The organism is Spirosoma flavum (assembly GCF_042686045.1).
In the GTDB taxonomy this organism is placed as follows: Bacteria; Bacteroidota; Bacteroidia; order Cytophagales; family Spirosomataceae; genus Spirosoma; species Spirosoma flavum.
The window spans coordinates 369,819-388,638 of sequence record NZ_JBHUOM010000023.1 but is presented as its reverse complement, the minus strand read 5'-3'; the positions used below and the strand labels follow the sequence as shown (position 1 = coordinate 388,638).

Genomic DNA, 18,820 nt, shown 5'->3' with positions numbered 1-18,820 from the left:
TGGCTAGTTGCTCTTTGCGGACGATTAGACTAGTTAATCCGCAAAATTACGAGTAGGCTATACTTAAAACCACAAGAAGAAATATCAGGTGATCATTGCCTTGCTATAAAATGCGTAACGTGGTTTCACGTTACGCATTTTACGTATAGTGGGGAAAGTAAAAAGCGAGTGCGGCCCCGCCGACACCATAGAGCCGTGGTACTAGCTGTACAATTTTTTATTAAAAAAACTGAATACTGTATTGCAGTTGAACAGGTTTGACGAATATGGACGGGGTAGGATCATAAAAATGATAGGCAACTAAACCAGTTATCTCTCTATTGCGCTTTTATTAAGTAAAATATAAGCCCAGATTCACGTTAGAAAAGTAGATTTCAGTAAAACCATGCCTACTTTACATATTCCGCCGATATTGCCCGCCTACGGCATAAAGTGCGTTTGACAATTGCCCCAGTGAACACACTTTAGTGGCTTCCATCAAACTCTCGAAAATATTGTCGTTGGTAAGGGCAGCGGCTTGCAGATTTGTCAGTGCAATTTCAGCTTCGGCGCGGTTTCGTTCCTGAAATACCTGACAGGATTCTACCGCGTAGCGTTTTTCGTCGTCGGTAGAGCGGATAACTTCGGTTGGAATTACGGTAGGCGAACCAGCCGGGTCAAGAAACGTATTGACACCAACAATGGGGAGTTGACCATTATGTTTCAGCGTCTCGTAATACATCGACTCTTCCTGAATTTTGCTGCGCTGATACATGCGTTCCATCGCGCCCAAAACACCTCCCCGCTCATTAATCGCCAGAAATTCCTGATAGACAGATTCTTCAACCAGATCGGTTAACTCCTCAACGATAAACGCGCCTTGCAAAGGATTCTCATTTTTTGTTAGGCCAAACTCCCGGTTGATAATCAATTGTATCGCCATTGCCCGCCGGACCGATTCTTCGGTTGGCGTCGTTATGGCTTCATCGTAAGCGTTGGTATGAAGCGAGTTACAGTTGTCGTAAATTGCCAGTAGAGCTTGCAACGTCGTGCGGATATCGTTGAAGCCGATCTCCTGTGCGTGCAGACTTCGGCCTGATGTCTGGATGTGGTATTTGAGTTTCTGTGAGCGGTCGTTGGCGTGGTATTTATGCTTCATCGCCTTCGCCCAAATCCGACGCGCCACCCGGCCTAATACGGTATATTCGGGGTCCATACCGTTCGAGAAAAAGAACGATAAATTTGGGGCGAAATCATTCACGTTCATGCCTCGGCTAAGGTAGTATTCCACAAACGTAAAACCGTTGGAGAGCGTGAACGCCAGTTGCGAAATGGGGTTGGCTCCGGCTTCGGCAATGTGATACCCCGAAATGGAAACGGAATAAAAATTCTGTACCCGGTTGTCGGTAAAGTACTGCTGAATGTCGCCCATCATTTTGAGCGCAAACTCGGTAGAGAAAATGCAGGTATTCTGCGCCTGATCTTCTTTCAGAATATCGGCCTGAACAGTCCCGCGTACTTTCCGTAGCGTGTCGGCTTTTATTCGCTCATACACATCGCGTGGCAACACTTTATCGCCCGTTGTGCTCAGCAGTAATAGACCCAGGCCGTCATTGCCGTCGGGCAGGTCACCTTGATACGTGGTTGCCAAATTTTCTTGCCCTATGTTTCCTTCCTGTCTCTTCTCTTTTAAATACTTCTCACATTGTTGATCAATAGCCGCATTGAGGAAAAAGCCCAGCAACATAGGTGCAGGGCCGTTTATGGTCATAGAGACGGAGGTCGCCGGGTTGCAAAGATCGAAGCCGGAGTAAAGTTTCTTGGCGTCGTCGAGGGTGCAAATGCTTACACCCGAGTTACCAACCTTACCAAAAATGTCGGGCCGCATAGCCGGGTTTTCGCCGTAAAGTGTAACCGAATCGAAAGCTGTTGACAACCGTTTTGCGGGCAATCCTTTTGAGACGTAGTGGAATCGTCGGTTGGTGCGCTCCGGCCCGCCTTCGCCCGCAAACATACGCGTAGGGTCTTCGCCTTCGCGTTTGAGTGGAAATACGCCGGCTGCGTAAGGAAACTCACCCGGTACATTTTCGGTCAGTAGCCAGCGCAGTACGTCGCCCCAGTCGTGGTATTTCGGTAGGCTGACTTTCGGTATTTTTAAATGAGAAAGCGTCTCTGAATATAAGGGTTGCCGAATGATTTTGTCGCGAACAGTAAACTCATAAAACTCTGCCGTGTAGCGTTGCTGCATCGTGGGCCACTGTTGCAGTAGGGCGAGGCAGTCGCGGTGCAACCGGGCTTCGAGTTCGGTATATAGTCGCTGTAACTCTTGCGTCAACGGCCCATTGCCAACCATCTTCAGCGTTCCATCAAGCTGGTATAACTTCCGCGCCAGCGTTGTTTGCTCATTCACAAACGTGTCGTATCGGCGGCTTTCCTCCACTATCTCAGCTAGATAGCGAACCCGGTCAGCCGGAATTACGGGCGTCGGATTTTGGGTTTCGGTAGTCGGCACAGGATCCGAATTGGTTGTTGTGGTAAACCCGTCTGATTGCCCTGGTAAATCCAACACAGAAACCAGCTGGTCAACGAGCGCATTCATGCCTGCATCGTTAAATTGCGACGCGATTGTTCCCAAAATGGGCAGAGCCTCATCCGGCACGTCCCACAAATTGTGGTTACGTCGGTATTGTTTTCGTACGTCGCGGAGGGCATCCAGCGAACCGCGTTTGTCAAATTTGTTAATGGCGATTACATCGGCGAAGTCGAGCATGTCGATCTTTTCCAGTTGAGTAGCCGCGCCATATTCGGCTGTCATCACGTAAAGCGTTTTGTCGGCGTGTTCGGTAATCTCCGTATCGGACTGCCCAATGCCCGACGTTTCGACAATAATCAGGTCGAATCGTGCCGCTTTGCAGATATCAATTGCATCTTGCACATGACGACTGAGGGCCAGATTCGACTGGCGGGTAGCCAGCGAACGCATATATACCCGAGGTGAATTAATGGCGTTCATGCGAATACGGTCGCCCAAAAGTGCCCCGCCCGTTTTTCGTTTAGACGGATCGACCGAAATAATTGCCAGTGTTTTGTCTGGATACGTCCGCAGAAACCGCAGTACTAATTCATCAATCAGTGACGATTTTCCCGCGCCCCCGGTGCCGGTGATGCCGAGGACTTTTGGCGAAAGAGCGGGCTTCTGAAGTGGATTAAATTGGTCGGGATGATTTTCAGCAGTGGTAATGAGCCGGGCAATTTGGTTTGGATTTTCCTGTAAAGACCGGTCGGAATGTCCCAAAGGAGAACCGCTCATCACTGCCGGTTCTGCAATATCCTGCGTCTTTATGGGTGGCAAGGCGAAATCGCACTGTTGCAACAAATCATCAATCATTCCTTGTAAGCCCATCGACCGGCCATCATCGGGGGAGTAGATTCGGGCGATGCCGTAAGCCTGTAGTTCCTTAATTTCTGACGGTAGAATAGTGCCACCACCTCCGCCAAAAATTTTGATATGCCCAGCCCCGCGTTCGTTCAGCAGGTCGTGCATGTACTTGAAAAATTCCAGATGCCCACCCTGATAACTCGTCACGGCAATGCCTTGTACGTCTTCCTGAATAGCACAATTTATAATCTCGACGACAGAGCGATTATGGCCGAGATGAATAACTTCGGCACCTGACGACTGCATAAGCCGGCGCATCAAGTTGATAGCTGCGTCGTGACCGTCAAATAGCGAAGCCGCCGTAACAATGCGGATTTTATGGGTGAATGCTTGGGGTAGTAATGGCTCGGCCTTCGACTTTTGGACAGTCATGATTGATGCTGACTTTATTCGTTTGTTAATGTTGAATCCTTAAATCGTACAACATTGTATTGCCAAATCTACGATCATTCAGCACACGAAGGAGTTTGTTTCTCTTTTTTTGTCGCTGAGCGAACCTATCCTGTAGCTTTGTGTCTGTATTTCATTGATATGCACATGAAACGTAAACGCGTTGCCCGATTGATTGCTGCTGGACTTTTCATTGCGGGCGCAGTAACTGCCACCGTTCAGGCACAGGATAAAGCTCTGCTGTATAAAGTGACAGGCCCAGGAATAGCAAAACCGTCGTACCTCTATGGCACGTTTCACTTGATTTGCCCTGCCGACCTGCAAATTACGGACCCCATAAAAAAGGCCATCGGTTATGCCCAACAGGTGTATCTGGAACTTGATATGGACGACCCCGCCATGATGGGGAGTATGCAGAAGGCGATGATGATGTCTGATGGGAAAACGATAAAAGATCTGCTATCGCCCGAAGATTACACCGTATTAGACAATTACCTGAAGCAGAAAATGACTGTGGGACTGGCGCAGATGGGGGCCTTCAAACCCATTGGTATTATGTCGATGATGTACATGACGATGCTGCCTTGCCAGCCTGCATCTTACGATCTGACCTTTGCACAGATGGCTGCGGCTGATAAAAAAGAAGTGTTAGGCTTAGAAACGATTGACGCGGAAATGGCCGCACTTGATAAAATTCCGCTATCTGAACAGCTAAAAGGGTTAGTGGATATGGCTAAAAATCCGGAGGAAGCGAAGAAAGAATTTGCCGACTTGATCGCCATTTACAAAAGCCATGACCTGACCAAACTGATGGGTACGATGAAAAGCAGCAAGTTCAGCGGGGGAGATTTTACGCAGTATGAGGAGAGCCTTCTCGGTGACCGTAACCTTAGCTGGATTCCGGTTATTGAAAAAGCTGCCAAGGAAAAACCAACATTTTTTGCGTTTGGTGCCGGGCATTTAGGTAGTGATAAAGGCGTTGTAAAGCTGCTCCGAAGGAAGGGCTACACGGTAACACCAGTACAGTAAGCAAGATGGGTTATAAATAAGTAGAGAGTCAGTACATAAAAAGTGGCTTATGTGTCTCCACAAGCCACTTTTTATGTACTGACGGTTAGACTTGAACCTCTTGTTGCTTTGAGTAAGGTGTAAGCTCTTGCGAAAAGACTATCAACATAAATTCTGTTTAGAACGATCATCCTTAATCCATGAACAATTTTTTCTCATTTAGTGGCATAGTCACGTCTCTACTAGTTGTAAATACTGTGTGGGGGCACCTCACTAATGTTACCCCGGTGCCACCCGCCCGTACCGTAAAGAAGGCAATTGCCCCGGCAGAATTAAAGATGCCGACTGGCTTTTCGGCGACCATCGTTGCGGAGGAGATCGGATCTGCCCGGCACATTGCCATCAGCAAGACCGGTGATATTTACGTAAAACTTGCCAAGCTGAAAGATGGTAAAGGAATTTACCGCTTGCGAGATACGAATAAGGATGGCCTTGTCGATGAGCGCGTTGGCTTTGGAGATTATCCGGGTACGGGGATTTTTATTAGAAACGGGTATTTGTATACATCGTCTAACAGCAGCATATATCGCTACCAACTGAATAACAATCAGGAAGTAATCAATCCAGATCAGCCCGAAAAGCTGGTATCGGGTCTGAGGGAAAAAGATCGCGACAAATCGAAGTCTATTGCTGTCGATAATCAGGGAAATGTCTACGTCAATATCGCGTCGGATAACGATGCCTGTCGGGAAGCGGGGACTGGAAAGGGTCAAATGCCCTGCACACTGCTGGATTCGGCGGCTGGCATCTGGAAATTTAAAGCCAACGTTCCTGACCAGACCTACGCCAATGGCATGCGTTATGCTACCGGTTTGAAAAATGTTGTGGGATTGGATTGGAATAGTAAAACCAATTCTTTGTTTGTCATGCAGCATGGCCGGGGCAAGTTCGATGATTTTTACCCCCAGTATTACACGCCTAAGCAAAGTGCTGAGTTGCCTGCCGAAACGATGTATGAAGTACATCAGGGCGATGATGCTGGTTGGCCCTATGTTTATTACGATCAGTTTCAGAAAAAGAAAATTCTGGCACCGGAGTATGGGGGTGATGGAAAAAAAATGGGTACGGCAAAGACAATCAGCCCATTAGTGGCTTTTCCGGCTCACATGGGTCCCAATGGACTTTTGTTTTATACGGGGACAGCCTTCCCGGAGCGGTACCGGAATGGCGCTTTTATCGCCTTTCATGCCCAATCGCAGGAATTGCATAAAGGGTATTTAATTGGGTTTGTTCCCTTCAAAAATGGGAAACCGTCGGGGCCTTGGGAAATCTTTGCGGATAATTTTGCAGGAACGGATTTAGTCAAACCAACGGGCCCTGTTCAGCATCGTCCCTGTGGGTTAGCGCAAGGCCCGGATGGGTCTTTATATGTGACCGACGACCTGAACGGAACACTTTTTAAAATCAGTTATCAGGCTTCTAGCCGAAAAATAACAGCTTCCTCGAAGAAATAGCAGTCGTTTTTGATCACTGACGGCATCACTCACAAAAGCAGATTTTCGCAGACAATTAAAATTGTTTTCTGCGAAAATCTGCTTTTTTCATTTGCGGGCTTCTGCGTGAAATAGACTAGCCTTATTTCACATCTGTTATCTCTAGCACAACACTGGTTCGGCGGGTATCGACTTGCGGGTCAAAGCCTATGGTCATCAGGTAGTTGCCGGAATAGGTCGCTGTGTTTTTGTTGATTGCCGATGAGGCTCCCGGATAAACGTTCAGTTCCTGAATCCGGTAGTTTTTAGCCGGATCAAGCCCGTTTAGTTTGATAGGCGCAGTGCTACCCGCTTTATAGCGATTCTTCACTAAAAACGTAAACCAAACTGCCCGATCCTGCGACTCGCTCACATATATCGCCGAGGCCACGTCGTTGGTGTAAGGAGAGGCCAACCGGAAAAGATCACCCTTCCAGATTACGTTCTTGATGTTTTCATACGTTTTGAGTGCCTGCTGGCTGAACTGCAACTCCGGTTCCGTTAGCTTACTGACCACAATATCGTACCCGATTTTGCCCATCATCGCCACATCCGTCCGAAATTTAATGGGCTGTTTACCCCAGTCCGTTATGTGGTTACAACTCGCGATTGACGGAAAGAAATACGAATAATTCCACTGAATAAACACCCGTTCCAGCGCGTCGGTATTGTCGCTTGGCCAGTATTCAGTAAAGTATTTGAGGGCACCGTAGTCTACTCGGCCACCGCCCCCCGAACAAAGCATCATCGGTAGGGTAGGGTACTTGGTCCGAAGCCGTTCCAGCACTTTGTAAAGCCCTTGCACATAATCGACATAGAGATTTGACTGGTTCTGAATCGTGGCCGAGTAAGCGTTGTAAATCACGGCGTTACAATCCCACTTGATGTAGCCCAGGGTTGGGTTTTTGGTGAGCAGGTCGTTCACAATCCCATAGACGAAATCCTGAACTTTCGGATTCGATAGGTCGAGAACCAACTGATTTCGGAAATAATACTCCGACCGGTTTGGTAGCTTGATGACCCAATCGGGGTGTTTTTCGTATAGTTCACTTTTGGGACTCACCATTTCGGGTTCCAGCCAGATACCGAATTTGATACCCGCGCTTTCGGCTTCCTTCACTAGATAACCAAGTCCGTGCGGAAGTTTTTTGACGTTTTCCTGCCAGTCGCCCAATCCTGTCTTATCGTTATTGCGGGGGTATTTATTGCCAAACCAACCGTCGTCTAACAAAAACAGGTCTACACCAAGTTTTTTGCCGTCTTTAAAAAGTGCGCCCAACTTCTCTTCGTTAAAATCGAAATAGGTTGCTTCCCAGTTGTTTAGCAACGTCAGGCGGTTGCCTTCCCCCTGCGGAATACGATGTTTACGCGCCCAGCGGTGAAAACTTCGGCTGGCTCCACCTTTACCTTTGTTGGAGTATGTGAACAGGAAAGCGGGCGTAGTGAACTCAACGCCGGGAGCTAATGTATAAGCGGATGCATACGGATTAATGCCGGGTATTATACGTAGATTATGCAAAGGATCCACTTCAAAAGCCAGTTGAAAATTACCCGACCACGAAAGCGTACCGGCAATTACTTCGCCACGGTCTTCATCGGCGGGTTGGTTAAGCGACACCAGAAACGAAGGCGGCTGGAATAAATCGGCCCGCGTGCCAAGCTTGGAATCCAGTATTTTAATACCTTCGGTGAGTGGCACTTCGCTTGGGTTCATTTCGTTAGCCCAGTCGCCGTGAAAATGTGTCAGGTAGTAATTCTGAGCCGGAATATACAGATTAGCCGACGCATATTTTTGGAGCACCACCGGCTTCTTTTCGGTATGGCGAATAGACGACCATTGCTCAATGACATCCTCTTTCTGGTAAGCCTTGTAAAACAGCGTTACCTCAAACGGGTATTGAGGGTCTTTCAAATAGACCTTCGTTAGCACGACGCCATCGGCTATAGACTGTGTTTCGTGCCGAACATATTTAAGGTCGAGCGAAGGGTTTCCATCGGCATGGGTTACCTGAATAGCGGGTTCCAGCAAATTACGGCTTCCCGCCGAGGTATACGCAGAATTATAAATACCCGTGTAGTCTTCACCCCGCTTACCGTTAGCTGGAATCGCAGCATACTCTGCCGTGTTGCGGAGTTTCGGTCCCAAGTGGACGATGGTGGCTATTTTTTCTTTATCGACCCGAATAACCAGAGCGGTTTGCTGGGTTTCAATCGTAATATGGACATCGTCTGGTGCAGCCTGACTTCCCATAGCTGGTATGGTCAAGACAGCGCTAGCTACAGCGAGTAATGTATAAAAATAGACGTTCATGAAAATGGAAAGTTGGGCGAAATCACTGGAAAAAACAATTGACACATATTAGTTGCCTGGCTTGGTGGTATACTCCTGAAACCGGTACACCTCCTGCCGTACTACATCAAACATCTGGGCCGTCTGGCTGCGGAGTTGTTTATAAGCTGGAGCTGGCATGATGGGATTAGGCGTGTCGGCCAGAGTAGGGTCGGCAATGGCACTCAGGTTTGTCACGTACTGAGCGATGCTGAACTCATAACCCTTTTCGCTGCCATTAGGGATAACCAAGGATGAAAAATCCCAACCGAGGAGGTTATTCCGCTTGATACGGTCCTCGCTCAGCCGCTTCATCTGGCTAACTACGCCAGCATAATCAGCGCCCGGGTTTCGACGTTTAATCCGCTCAATAACCATAAACTGGGTGCCATCGGGGGCAAATTTTGGGGCAAAAGTACCATCCGTTATTTCCCAGATTTCTATTTTAACAACAGGAGCGGTGTTCCGGTCGCGTTTTTGCAGATCGGCCATTTTCGCTTGTACGCTATCGCCATACATACGGGTCATTGCCTCCGGCGACGCTCCTTTTATGGCCATCTCATGCGTAATAATTCTCGTTACGTAATCATATTCGGTCTGGTTTGGATTGGATGTAAACTGCTTGACCGTCATATACCAGCCTTCTAACTTTCCTTCATCCACAGCCGCCTGGTTAACTTTTTTCCATTCCCGCTCCACTGGCAACGCATCCTGAATGGTCAGTCCCGGATTTAGTTTGTGGTAAATCAGGTACATGTAAGTTTTCTGTGGAGCCTTGGATTGAGCGCGTACGTTGTCCGTATGAGCAGCTAAGAAGCTCATTAGGATCGCTGTACGCAGTAAAAATGATAACTGATTCATGGAAGGGGTTTTGTTTGGGAAAGGATTTTAGGGAAGTAACAGTAGGGAAATAGCAAAGTAAAGAGTTTACCGGGGCAATCTAACCAAAAACGGCTTTTCTAGATAGCATGAACGTTAGGTTGGCCCCTAAAAATCAATGAAACCTTGCTGTTGATTGATTCCAATATATATAGCCTGCATCTGAACGGGATTTTAGTTAATGGCGTCTTTATCCGCGAAAAACTGCCTGATTGAAGAACGGCTGAATTGGCAAGGGGTGGGTGATATGTGTAGAGCTAAACCTACCGCTTACTAATGTCATTTGGAAGTATCATGACTAAACTGCTGCTTTACTTTTGAACGACTCATTAAGCTGTGTTTGAAGGAATACCGGAGGTAGAAGCGGCTGAAAACCAACAAAATATAGTTCCATTATGCTGCGTACTATAGTGTGTTGGATGGTTCCAGTTAATCGGTTAATACGGCTTCATCAATAGTCATTTGGCCAGTTTTTGCCAATACGAGCCACAGCATTTGGGCTTTCGTGAGATCGAGTAAATGGACAATGCGTTTTTGATTAAGTTTCGTCCTACTATTAACTATAAAACTATGCTAGCATTTATAGGTCTGGGTGGTCCAGAATTTCTTGTTATTTTCCTCTTTTTTTACATTACTCCTATTCCTCCTCTTTGGGCTATTTTTAAAAAGTCCGGCCAAAATCCTTGGTTTAGTTTATTGCTTTTACTTCCCGGAATAGGCATTTTAATTGCGCTATACATCCTGGCTTATTCCAATTGGCGTATTGAAAAATGAGTGAGGATGAGAAAGTTAACTCATAAATGACAATCCAGACTTCGCGACTGGGTGTATTGATAGCGCTCATTTTCATGGATTTATGCGTCGATGGATAGATATCGTTTGGGCTAATATCCACTTATATTGTGCAGGCCGGTAGACAAGAATTCCAACTCAAACAGGGTCGGTTTGCGCTACTGTGTAAAAGTAAGGTTACCTCCCTAATACTATGTCATTTCTCCACTATCAACCCTATCGCTTATTAAGTAATGTGACGTCCAACAGATAGTTGGTTGCTGTTATTATTCGTCTGATGAGCATTTAAGCGAAACTCCTTTCGTCCTAATTTAATCATTACTTAATCGGTAGAATATTAAAAGCCGAGCTTTCCTACTTAGGATCAATTCTTAGCTCAATTAGCCGATTTAAGTAGATTAATAACCTTGATGAAAAACGTAAAACTGACCTTACTTGCCTGTTTAACCAGTTTATCTTTAGTAACCAGCGTTCCTAGTCTGGCGCAAAAACAGAATCTGGGAATCTTTGAGGGACATGGTGACATTGGTGCCGTTCTCAAACCCGGTTCTGCCAGCTACAATGCCCAGACCCACCAGTATGAACTCTCCGGTTCGGGTTACAATGTCTGGTTTGACCACGATGAATTTCAGTTTATGTGGAAACGCATAAAAGGCGATTTTATCCTCTACACGCGAGCCGCCTTAGTCGGCAAAGGCGTTGATCCTCACCGCAAAGTGGGCTGGATGGTTCGGAGTAGTCTGGATGGTAAATCTGCTCATGTTAACGCTGTCGAACATGGCGATGGGCTTACATCACTACAGTTTAGACGGACTACCGGGGCTAATACGGAAGAGGTTCGTTCAAAAATAACGGGTGCCGACGTAATCCAACTGGAACGGAAAGGAAATACCTACACGATGCGAATGGCTAAGTTTGGTGAAGCGTTTGTGACCGAGCAGGTGACCGATCTCGATCTTGGCGATGAAGTCTACGTTGGGTTATTTGTTGGGTCGCATAACAAAGACGTACTCGAACGGGGTGTCTTCCGCGATGTACGGATCAGCGTTCCTGCGCATGACGGGCTGGTACCCTACCGTGACTATCTGGCCAGTAATCTGGAAATACTGGACGTAGCGACGGGTAACCGAAAAGTGATCTTCAATGCACCAAAATCTATTCAGGCACCCAACTGGATGCCAAATGGTAAAACCCTGCTGTATAATGGCGATGGCCTGATGTATACGTTTGATCTGGCCAAAGGCAAGCCAACGTTACTAAACACGGGGGCGGTTAAAAATAATAATAACGACCATGTACTGTCCTTTGATGGCAAGATGCTGGGTCTGAGCAGTGGCGTTAAAGAGTTGGGTGGCTCAATCGTTTACACCGTTCCGGCAACGGGTGGCGAACCCAAACAGATTACACCCAAAGGCCCTTCCTATTTGCATGGCTGGTCGCCGGACAAGAAGACGCTGATCTTTACGGGGTCTCGGAATGACGAATATGATATTTACAGCGTTCCCGCTGCCGGTGGTGCTGAAGTTCGGCTGACCGATGCCAAAGGACTCGATGATGGGCCTGAATACACCCCTGATGGCAAGTATATCTATTTTAATTCGAGTCGCACCGGCACCATGCAAATCTACCGCATGAAACCCGATGGTAGTGAACAGGAAGCTATCACAAACGGGGAGTTTAACGACTGGTTTCCGCACATCTCGCCCGATGGTAAATGGATTGTGTTTGTTTCCTTTCTGAAGGAGGAGGTAAAATCTGACGATCATCCATTTTATAAGCACGTTTACCTGCGCATGCTGCCAATTTCGGGGGCGGGCCGACCCAAAGTAATTGCCTACATCTACGGTGGTCAGGGTACAATCAATACCCCTTCGTGGTCGCCCGATAGCAAACGGGTCGCTTTTATCAGCAACACGGCAGAAAGCAGTGTCAGCCCGGTCGAAAAATAACTTCTGTGTTTCCTGACCAACAAATCTGGCTTCATGCGTACAACAAACCTGTTTCTCCTAGTCGTAGCTATTTTTCTTTCCATCAGCTTTATACCGACCAAAACCATTGGCGTTTTCCAGGAAAGTCAGGATGTTGGTAAACCTAAACTCGCGGGTTCATCGCAGTACGACAAAAAAACTAAAGAGTATACGTTGAAGGGCTCTGGATACAACATCTGGTTCGAGCGCGACGAATTTCAATACCTGTTCAAAAAGATAAGCGGTGATTTTACGGTAACCGCCGATTTTGAGTTCGTCGGAACTGGTACTGACCCGCACCGCAAAGTGGGCTGGATGGTTCGTGAATCATTGGACGACAATGCCTCCCACATTAGTGCGGTTGCTCATGGTGATGGCTTGACGGTATTCCAATGGCGGGTAACCAAAGGGATGGCTATGCGCGACCCCGAAGATGAAATTTTTAGCCCCGAAAAAAACATCCAGACGATTCAGATAGAGCGTAAAGGCGATGAGTACACCATGCGGGTAGCCGCAAAAGGGGACGCTTTACAAACCGTTGGTTCACACACCATGTCCAATTTATCGGGGCCGCTATTTGTGGGGCTGTACATCTGTTCGCATAATCCCGAAAAAGTTGAAGAAGCTATCGTGAGAAACGTTCAGATTGTTCAGCCCAAATCTTAAATGAGTAACTAGAAGCGATGTGGTGTCGGTTGCTCACAACCGACACCACATCGCTTCTAGTTGCGAGAATCTGCGAGAAAATCACTATCAATATGCTACCTAAAATATCTCATGTAGTTGGGCAACTGGTGTTATACTCGTTTGTTGGACTGATGCCCAATTTATCGCTGGCCCAGACTACACCTACAGAAATACCCCTTTGGTCGGGTGGGGCTCCCGGCTTTGAAAATCGACGGAATGAACCCGCTCAGGCAAAAGACTACTGGATTCGTAACATCCATAATCCATCGATCACAGTCTATTTGCCTCCCAAGGAGAAAGCGACAGGTGCCGCCGTTATTATTTGTCCCGGTGGTGGGCACCGCGAACTGGTTTTTAACGCCGAAGGTCAGCAACCAGCCGCCTTTCTGAATAGTATTGGGGTTGCAGCTTTTGTGCTGAAATACCGATTGAGTCGCGAAACGGGTTCGCCGTATTCACTGGATAAGCACCCGCGCGAAGATGCGTATCGGGCCATGCGATTGGTTCGAAGCCGGGCCAAAGAATTCGGTATTGATCCAAATCGACTAGGCATGCTGGGTTTCTCCGCCGGTGGTGAAGTTGTGGCTATGGTTGCTTATGCGCCCGGAAAAGGCTTGCCCGATGCCCCGGACCCAATCGACCGACTGGATGGGAAACCTAATTTTCAGATGCTCATTTATCCGGGGCCTTATGGTATTCCTGATACAGTTCCTGCCGATGCACCTCCTGCTTTCCTATTGGCTGCAAACGACGACCCCTGCTGTTCGGGGCCTGTTGTTAGTCTCATTCAAAAGTATCGTATGGCTAATGTGCCGGTAGAAGCTCATCTGTACACGCAGGGGAAGCACGGCTTCAATATGGGCGATCGGTCTAAACTAAATTCTATAAAAACCTGGCCCCAGCGTCTGGCCGACTGGATGGCAGACACGAACCTTTTGCATCCGTAGCGACTAAATTTGTCTACTTTCCGTACTTTTGCGGCATGGAAGTAGCGTGCATAGACGTAGAAGTGCCTGGAATGGAAATCCTTAAAAGCGATCGACTTACTCACCTCAAATACGATATTCGGGGGCCGATTTATGAAAAATCCCTCGAACTGGAGAGTCAGGGATATAAAATTATTAGTCTGAATATTGGCAATCCGGCTACGTTTGGCTTCGATGCTCCCGACGAAATTGTCCACGATATTATTCTAAATATTCGTAACGCACAAGGCTATTCCGACTCACGGGGGCTGTTCTCGGCCCGTAAAGCGGTCATGCACCATACCCAGAATATTGGGTTACCGGGCATTGCGATCAACGATATTTACATTGGCAACGGGGTGAGCGAACTGATCATGTTATCCATGCAGGCGCTACTCAACGAAGGAGACGAAGTGCTGGTGCCATCGCCCGACTATCCGCTCTGGACGGCTTCCGTAGCTTTTTGCGGGGGGAAACCCGTACACTATATCTGCGATGAAGCCTCTGACTGGAACCCTGATCTGGCCGATTTGGAAAGCAAAATTTCGCCCCGAACACGGGCTATTGTTGTCATCAATCCCAACAACCCGACTGGTGCAGTTTATAGTAAGGATGTGCTGGAAGGCATTGCCCGAATTGCCGAGCGACATAAACTCATTGTCTTCTCCGACGAAATTTACGACCGGATTCTATATGACGGAGCCGTTCATTACCCCATTGCCAAAATGATTAACGACACGCTCTGCATCACAATGGGCGGCTTGTCAAAGAACTATAGAGCAGCTGGTTTTCGGGGTGGCTGGATGATTCTGAGCGGAGCGCGGCAGCGGGCCAAATCCTACATCGAGGGGCTAACCCTGCTGGCCAGCATGCGGCTTTGCGCGAATGTACCCACGCAATACGCGATTCAGACGGCGTTGGGCGGCTATCAGAGTATCAATGATTTAGTGATGCCTACAGGCCGATTGCATAAGCAAATCATGCTGGCCTACGAACGCATGACAGCTATTCCGGGCGTAACCTGCGTGAAGCCAAAAGGGGCATTATACATTTTCCCGAAAATTGATTTAACACAGTTTCGCCTTACTAATGATGACGATTTTGTATTGAATCTGCTGACCGAACAGAAAGTATTGGTTGTGTCGGGGAATGGCTTTAATTATATTCACAACGATCATTTTCGTATCGTTTGCCTGCCAACAATTGATGAACTGAATGTGGCAATGGACCGGATTGAAAATTTTTTAGAAAGTCGACGGAAGTAATTGATAGTAAAAGTTCTGTTAAATGCAAAAAGACTCGGGTTATTCTGAGTCTTTTTGCATTTAACAGAACTTTTGGTGGTAAGCTGTGATAACGTATATTGATGATCGTAATAGCACTAAAGCGTATTAATACATGTGTAAAACGTTTTTGGCGAATCAGTTGTTAATATATTCCTTCTCTATAACAAATCTCGTTGGTGTGGCGGTTTGCAACGAGAAGATTTTGATTAGTTTAGAAAAGTATCAATTCATAAAATAAAGTGAGTACGTTTCGCGCCCACTGTCTTTTTTCAGTACATAAATGGAAGAAACAAAAGAAAATATTCATCGCTCTGAAACGCAGAGCACTGAACGCATTACCCAAGATTTACCTAAGCGCGACGAGTTACTCCTGACACCCGACGAACAACGCATCAAAGATGCCTTTCAGGACCACGACTGGAACGAAATAAAAACAGCCGATTCGTGGGTTATCTTCAAGGTGATGGCCGAGTTTGTGGAAGGCTTCGATAAGCTAGCCAAAATTGGCCCTTGCGTGTCAATTTTCGGTTCAGCCCGCACAAAGCCCGACAATCCATACTACAAGATGACCGAAGAGATAGCGGCTAAATTAGTACGGCATGGTTACGGCGTCATTACGGGTGGTGGGCCGGGCATCATGGAAGCCGGTAATAAAGGAGCCTTTGAGCAGGGTGGCAAATCGGTTGGCCTGAATATCCAGCTACCGTTTGAACAACACAGCAACGTTTATATTGACCCCGACAAAAATATTAACTTCGACTTCTTTTTTGTGCGGAAGGTGATGTTCGTTAAATACGCGCAGGGGTTTGTGGTGATGCCCGGCGGTATGGGTACGCTCGATGAATTATTCGAGGCTGTAACGCTGATTCAGACTCGTAAAATCGCCCGTTTCCCAATTGTACTTGTTGGCAAGTCGTATTGGCAGGGACTAATTGATTGGATTACCAACGTGATGCTGGACGAACAGCATAATATTAATGCGGAAGATATGAAACTCATCAGCATCGTTGACACACCTACCGAGGCTGTCAAAGTCATTGATGATTTTTATAATAAATACTTACTGAAACCTAATTTCTGATGTGATGCGGCTGGAAAGCCACATGGTTGAAGGATAAGACTACCCAACTACGTGGCTTTCCAGCCGCATTATAATTCTAAAAAGAAACTGGTACTTCAACCAGCGTATTTTCCCAGGCAATTAGCAGTACTGAGTCTTTGACGTTATCCTTCATATTTTTAAACTGAATCGAAAGGTTTTCAACCAGCGCTTCAGTTTTTTTGACCGGGGCTGTCACGCGTAAAACATCTAATTCCGGTTTATAACTATACGCGCCCCATTGGTCTAAATCAGTGTTGAAGATAAGCGTCCACTCTGTTTCATTTGGGATGGCATAAAAAGAATACACACCCGCTTTAATCTTCTTGCCCTGAATGGTGGCATCTGTGAAAAATTTAATCTCCGTAGCTTCATTTGCACCCACTCGCCACACTTTACCGTAAGGAATCAGCTTCCCAAACACATCTCTTTCTTTCTTGGCAGGACGGCTATACGTTATCCTTGCGAATACTTTATCGCCTACCTTGGCAGGAGCAAATTTGCGGTCGTGGGCAAAATCGTCAGGATAATAAGCCATGTCCATAGGGCTTTTATCAAGTCCTCTCAATGTCTGTGCTTCAGCAACGAAAGTAAAACAAATAAGTAGACAAGTGAGTAATCCGGAAAATTTCATGCTATCGGTAGTTTAATGGCAAATTAAGGTAAGACGTAAGCTACTTCCACACCATGCATATGCGCTGGCGATTATCTATTAACAAAATTTCTTAGCTAGTGCCTAATGCCTTAAAACGGGGTTTCCTGGGTAGGATCAGCGTTGCCGAAGTTCGACATCGTATTGGCTTTGCTTTTAAAGACACTACCCGCCGATGGTTGTGGGGTCGTGTCAAAGCTACTCAGACCATTTACCTCAGGTGCAAAACCTTGTGTCGGTACTGGCTCGAAATAGGAGTCTAGATCACAGAATTTGGTAAATTTGCTGATGAACCGGAGTTGAATCGTATCCAGCGAACCACTCCGGTTTTTGGCAATAATTACCTCGCCGATTCCAGCTGTCGAATTGCCGTTTTCATCGGCAGTAATATTGTAGTACTCAGGGCGGTAGAGAAAACATACCATGTCGGCATCCTGCTCAATAGACCCTGATTCCCGAAGGTCAGAAAGCTGTGGTTTCTTGTCGCCACCGCGGGTTTCAACGGCCCGGCTCAACTGAGAGAGCGCAATTACCGGCACGTTCAACTCCTTGGCTAAGTTCTTCAACGCCCGCGAAATCGACGCAATTTCCTGCTCACGGTTGCCACCCCGCCCGCCCGATGTATCACCCGACATTAATTGGAGATAGTCAATTACAACCATTTGAATATCGTGCTGGGCTTTCAATCGTCGGCACTTGGCCCGCAGTTCCAAAATAGATAGGGCAGGGGTATCGTCAATAAAAATTGGTGCTTCGGTCAGTCGCTGAATTTTGTGGTGCAATTGTGTCCACTCGTGCGGAGCAAGCGTACCTTTTCTGATTTTTTCGGAATCAATTTCGGCTTCTGCCGAGATAAGCCGGTTTACCAACTGCACCGACGACATCTCAAGGGAAAAAATGGCGACGGGTTTTCCGTGGTCAACAGCCGCGTTACGCAGGGCGCTAACGACAAAAGCTGTTTTACCCATGGCGGGTCTGGCCGCCAAAATAATCAATTCGGTTGGTTGCCAACCCGATGTGACGCGGTCGAGATTCGTAAAGCCCGATGGCACGCCGGTTAATCCTTCCTGATTTTTCTTGGTTTCGAGTTCATTGAGTGCCATCCTGACGATGGTACTCATATCGGCGTAGTTCTTCTTGATGTTTGATTCCGAAATCTTGAAGAGCTGTTGCTCCGCCCGGTCAAGGAGTTCGAAAACATCAGTTGTGTCTTCGTAGGCGTCACGCAGAATCGTTGACGACATGGCAATGAGCGCCCGTTTGAGCGCCTGCTCCGACACAATACGAGCGTGATATTCTATGTTAGCCGCCGAATTGACCCGAAAGGTAAGTTCGGAGACGAAACCGCCCCCACCCACAAGTTCAATCTCGCCGGTTTTGCGCAGTTGCTGGGTAACCGTCAGAAGGTCAATTGGGTCAGAATTACCAAACAGGGTCAGGATCGCCTGATAAATTCGCTGGTGAGCTTCTTTATAAAACGTCTCCGGTTTGAGAATGTCAACGACCGACGAAAGAGCATCTTTTTCAATCATTAATGCGCCCAAAACCGCTTCCTCAAGGTCAAGGGCTTGCGGTGGCAGTTTACCAAGACCCGTATCGAGCCAATGATTTCCGGCTTGCTGACGACCTCCGGCAAAGCCAGACGGTTTGCGAAGGTGTTGGTTTGGGCGTGCGTTGTTCTCCATTATCTTACTGCAAGTTTACGAAATCAAGCTCGCATAAGGCAATTTGACTGATTCAACGTATAGGCCTTGGTGGACCCAAAATGTACGTAACATTCTGGTAATGTTGATGCTATCACGCCGAAAAAAAATTC

The 18,820-nt window shown here is 47.2% G+C and carries 13 protein-coding genes; 8 read left to right on the top strand and 5 right to left on the bottom strand.

What is annotated here, in order from left to right:
* Window positions 1-394: 394 nt before the first annotated feature.
* Complete coding sequence (locus tag ACFS25_RS22320; RefSeq protein ID WP_381505418.1) at window positions 395-3,790, bottom strand: methylmalonyl-CoA mutase family protein; 3,396 nt, start codon at window positions 3,788-3,790, stop codon at window positions 395-397.
* Window positions 3,791-3,955: 165 nt separating this feature from the next.
* Between ACFS25_RS22320 and ACFS25_RS22315 the strand changes: the two genes are divergently transcribed.
* Both ACFS25_RS22315 and ACFS25_RS22310 read left to right on the top strand, forming a co-directional pair.
* A complete protein-coding gene (locus ACFS25_RS22315; protein ID WP_381505417.1) occupies window positions 3,956-4,837 on the top strand; it encodes a TraB/GumN family protein in 882 nt (293 codons plus the stop codon).
* Window positions 4,838-5,016: 179 nt separating this feature from the next.
* Window positions 5,017-6,330, top strand: a complete 1,314-nt coding sequence (locus ACFS25_RS22310) for a PQQ-dependent sugar dehydrogenase (protein WP_381505414.1) — start codon at window positions 5,017-5,019, stop codon at window positions 6,328-6,330.
* Window positions 6,331-6,451: 121 nt separating this feature from the next.
* Here the strand turns inward: ACFS25_RS22310 and ACFS25_RS22305 are convergent, their stop codons facing one another.
* A complete protein-coding gene (locus ACFS25_RS22305; protein ID WP_381507051.1) occupies window positions 6,452-8,599 on the bottom strand; it encodes an alpha-galactosidase in 2,148 nt (715 codons plus the stop codon).
* A 108-nt stretch (window positions 8,600-8,707) separates the two neighbouring features.
* Window positions 8,708-9,538 (bottom strand): hypothetical protein, encoded by an 831-nt coding sequence (locus tag ACFS25_RS22300; protein ID WP_381505412.1) that lies wholly within the window; start codon window positions 9,536-9,538, stop codon window positions 8,708-8,710.
* Window positions 9,539-10,126: 588 nt separating this feature from the next.
* Between ACFS25_RS22300 and ACFS25_RS22295 the strand changes: the two genes are divergently transcribed.
* The 6 genes from ACFS25_RS22295 (at window position 10,127) to ACFS25_RS22270 (ending at window position 16,334) form a co-directional block, all read left to right on the top strand.
* A complete protein-coding gene (locus ACFS25_RS22295) occupies window positions 10,127-10,330 on the top strand; it encodes a hypothetical protein (RefSeq protein ID WP_381505410.1) in 204 nt (67 codons plus the stop codon).
* 428 nt (window positions 10,331-10,758) lie between these two features.
* On the top strand, window positions 10,759-12,297 hold the full coding sequence (locus ACFS25_RS22290; protein ID WP_381505408.1) for a TolB family protein: 1,539 nt from the start codon (window positions 10,759-10,761) through the stop codon (window positions 12,295-12,297).
* Window positions 12,298-12,330: 33 nt separating this feature from the next.
* The gene (locus tag ACFS25_RS22285; RefSeq protein ID WP_381505406.1) at window positions 12,331-12,981 is read left to right on the top strand and encodes a hypothetical protein; all 651 of its coding nucleotides are present in this window, start codon (window positions 12,331-12,333) and stop codon (window positions 12,979-12,981) included.
* 92 nt (window positions 12,982-13,073) lie between these two features.
* A complete protein-coding gene (locus tag ACFS25_RS22280; RefSeq protein WP_381505404.1) occupies window positions 13,074-13,949 on the top strand; it encodes an alpha/beta hydrolase in 876 nt (291 codons plus the stop codon).
* A 71-nt stretch (window positions 13,950-14,020) separates the two neighbouring features.
* Window positions 14,021-15,232, top strand: a complete 1,212-nt coding sequence (locus ACFS25_RS22275; RefSeq protein ID WP_381505402.1) for a pyridoxal phosphate-dependent aminotransferase — start codon at window positions 14,021-14,023, stop codon at window positions 15,230-15,232.
* Window positions 15,233-15,533: 301 nt separating this feature from the next.
* Window positions 15,534-16,334, top strand: coding sequence for an LOG family protein (locus ACFS25_RS22270; RefSeq protein WP_381505400.1), 801 nt, complete (start codon window positions 15,534-15,536; stop codon window positions 16,332-16,334).
* 76 nt (window positions 16,335-16,410) lie between these two features.
* On the opposite strand, the gene ACFS25_RS22265 is transcribed toward ACFS25_RS22270, so the two are convergent.
* Together ACFS25_RS22265 and dnaB are read right to left on the bottom strand one after the other, a co-directional pair.
* Entirely contained in the window at window positions 16,411-16,986 is a 576-nt protein-coding gene (locus tag ACFS25_RS22265) for a DUF2911 domain-containing protein (protein WP_381505398.1), read from the bottom strand.
* A gap of 110 nt (window positions 16,987-17,096) precedes the next feature.
* Window positions 17,097-18,689 (bottom strand): replicative DNA helicase, encoded by a 1,593-nt coding sequence (gene dnaB, locus ACFS25_RS22260; RefSeq protein WP_381505396.1) that lies wholly within the window; start codon window positions 18,687-18,689, stop codon window positions 17,097-17,099.
* Window positions 18,690-18,820 lie beyond the last annotated feature (131 nt).

Bases quoted from the DNA above. Each gene is read 5' to 3' on its own strand.
- ACFS25_RS22320 (WP_381505418.1), bottom strand. From the start codon at position 3,790: ATGACTGTCCAAAAGTCGAAGGCCGAGCCATTACTACCCCAAGCATTC.
- ACFS25_RS22315 (WP_381505417.1), top strand. From the start codon at position 3,956: ATGAAACGTAAACGCGTTGCCCGATTGATTGCTGCTGGACTTTTCATT.
- ACFS25_RS22310 (WP_381505414.1), top strand. From the start codon at position 5,017: ATGAACAATTTTTTCTCATTTAGTGGCATAGTCACGTCTCTACTAGTT.
- ACFS25_RS22305 (WP_381507051.1), bottom strand. From the start codon at position 8,599: ATGGGAAGTCAGGCTGCACCAGACGATGTCCATATTACGATTGAAACC.
- ACFS25_RS22300 (WP_381505412.1), bottom strand. From the start codon at position 9,538: ATGAATCAGTTATCATTTTTACTGCGTACAGCGATCCTAATGAGCTTC.
- ACFS25_RS22295 (WP_381505410.1), top strand. From the start codon at position 10,127: ATGCTAGCATTTATAGGTCTGGGTGGTCCAGAATTTCTTGTTATTTTC.
- ACFS25_RS22290 (WP_381505408.1), top strand. From the start codon at position 10,759: ATGAAAAACGTAAAACTGACCTTACTTGCCTGTTTAACCAGTTTATCT.
- ACFS25_RS22285 (WP_381505406.1), top strand. From the start codon at position 12,331: ATGCGTACAACAAACCTGTTTCTCCTAGTCGTAGCTATTTTTCTTTCC.
- ACFS25_RS22280 (WP_381505404.1), top strand. From the start codon at position 13,074: ATGCTACCTAAAATATCTCATGTAGTTGGGCAACTGGTGTTATACTCG.
- ACFS25_RS22275 (WP_381505402.1), top strand. From the start codon at position 14,021: ATGGAAATCCTTAAAAGCGATCGACTTACTCACCTCAAATACGATATT.
- ACFS25_RS22270 (WP_381505400.1), top strand. From the start codon at position 15,534: ATGGAAGAAACAAAAGAAAATATTCATCGCTCTGAAACGCAGAGCACT.
- ACFS25_RS22265 (WP_381505398.1), bottom strand. From the start codon at position 16,986: ATGAAATTTTCCGGATTACTCACTTGTCTACTTATTTGTTTTACTTTC.
- dnaB (WP_381505396.1), bottom strand. From the start codon at position 18,689: ATGGAGAACAACGCACGCCCAAACCAACACCTTCGCAAACCGTCTGGC.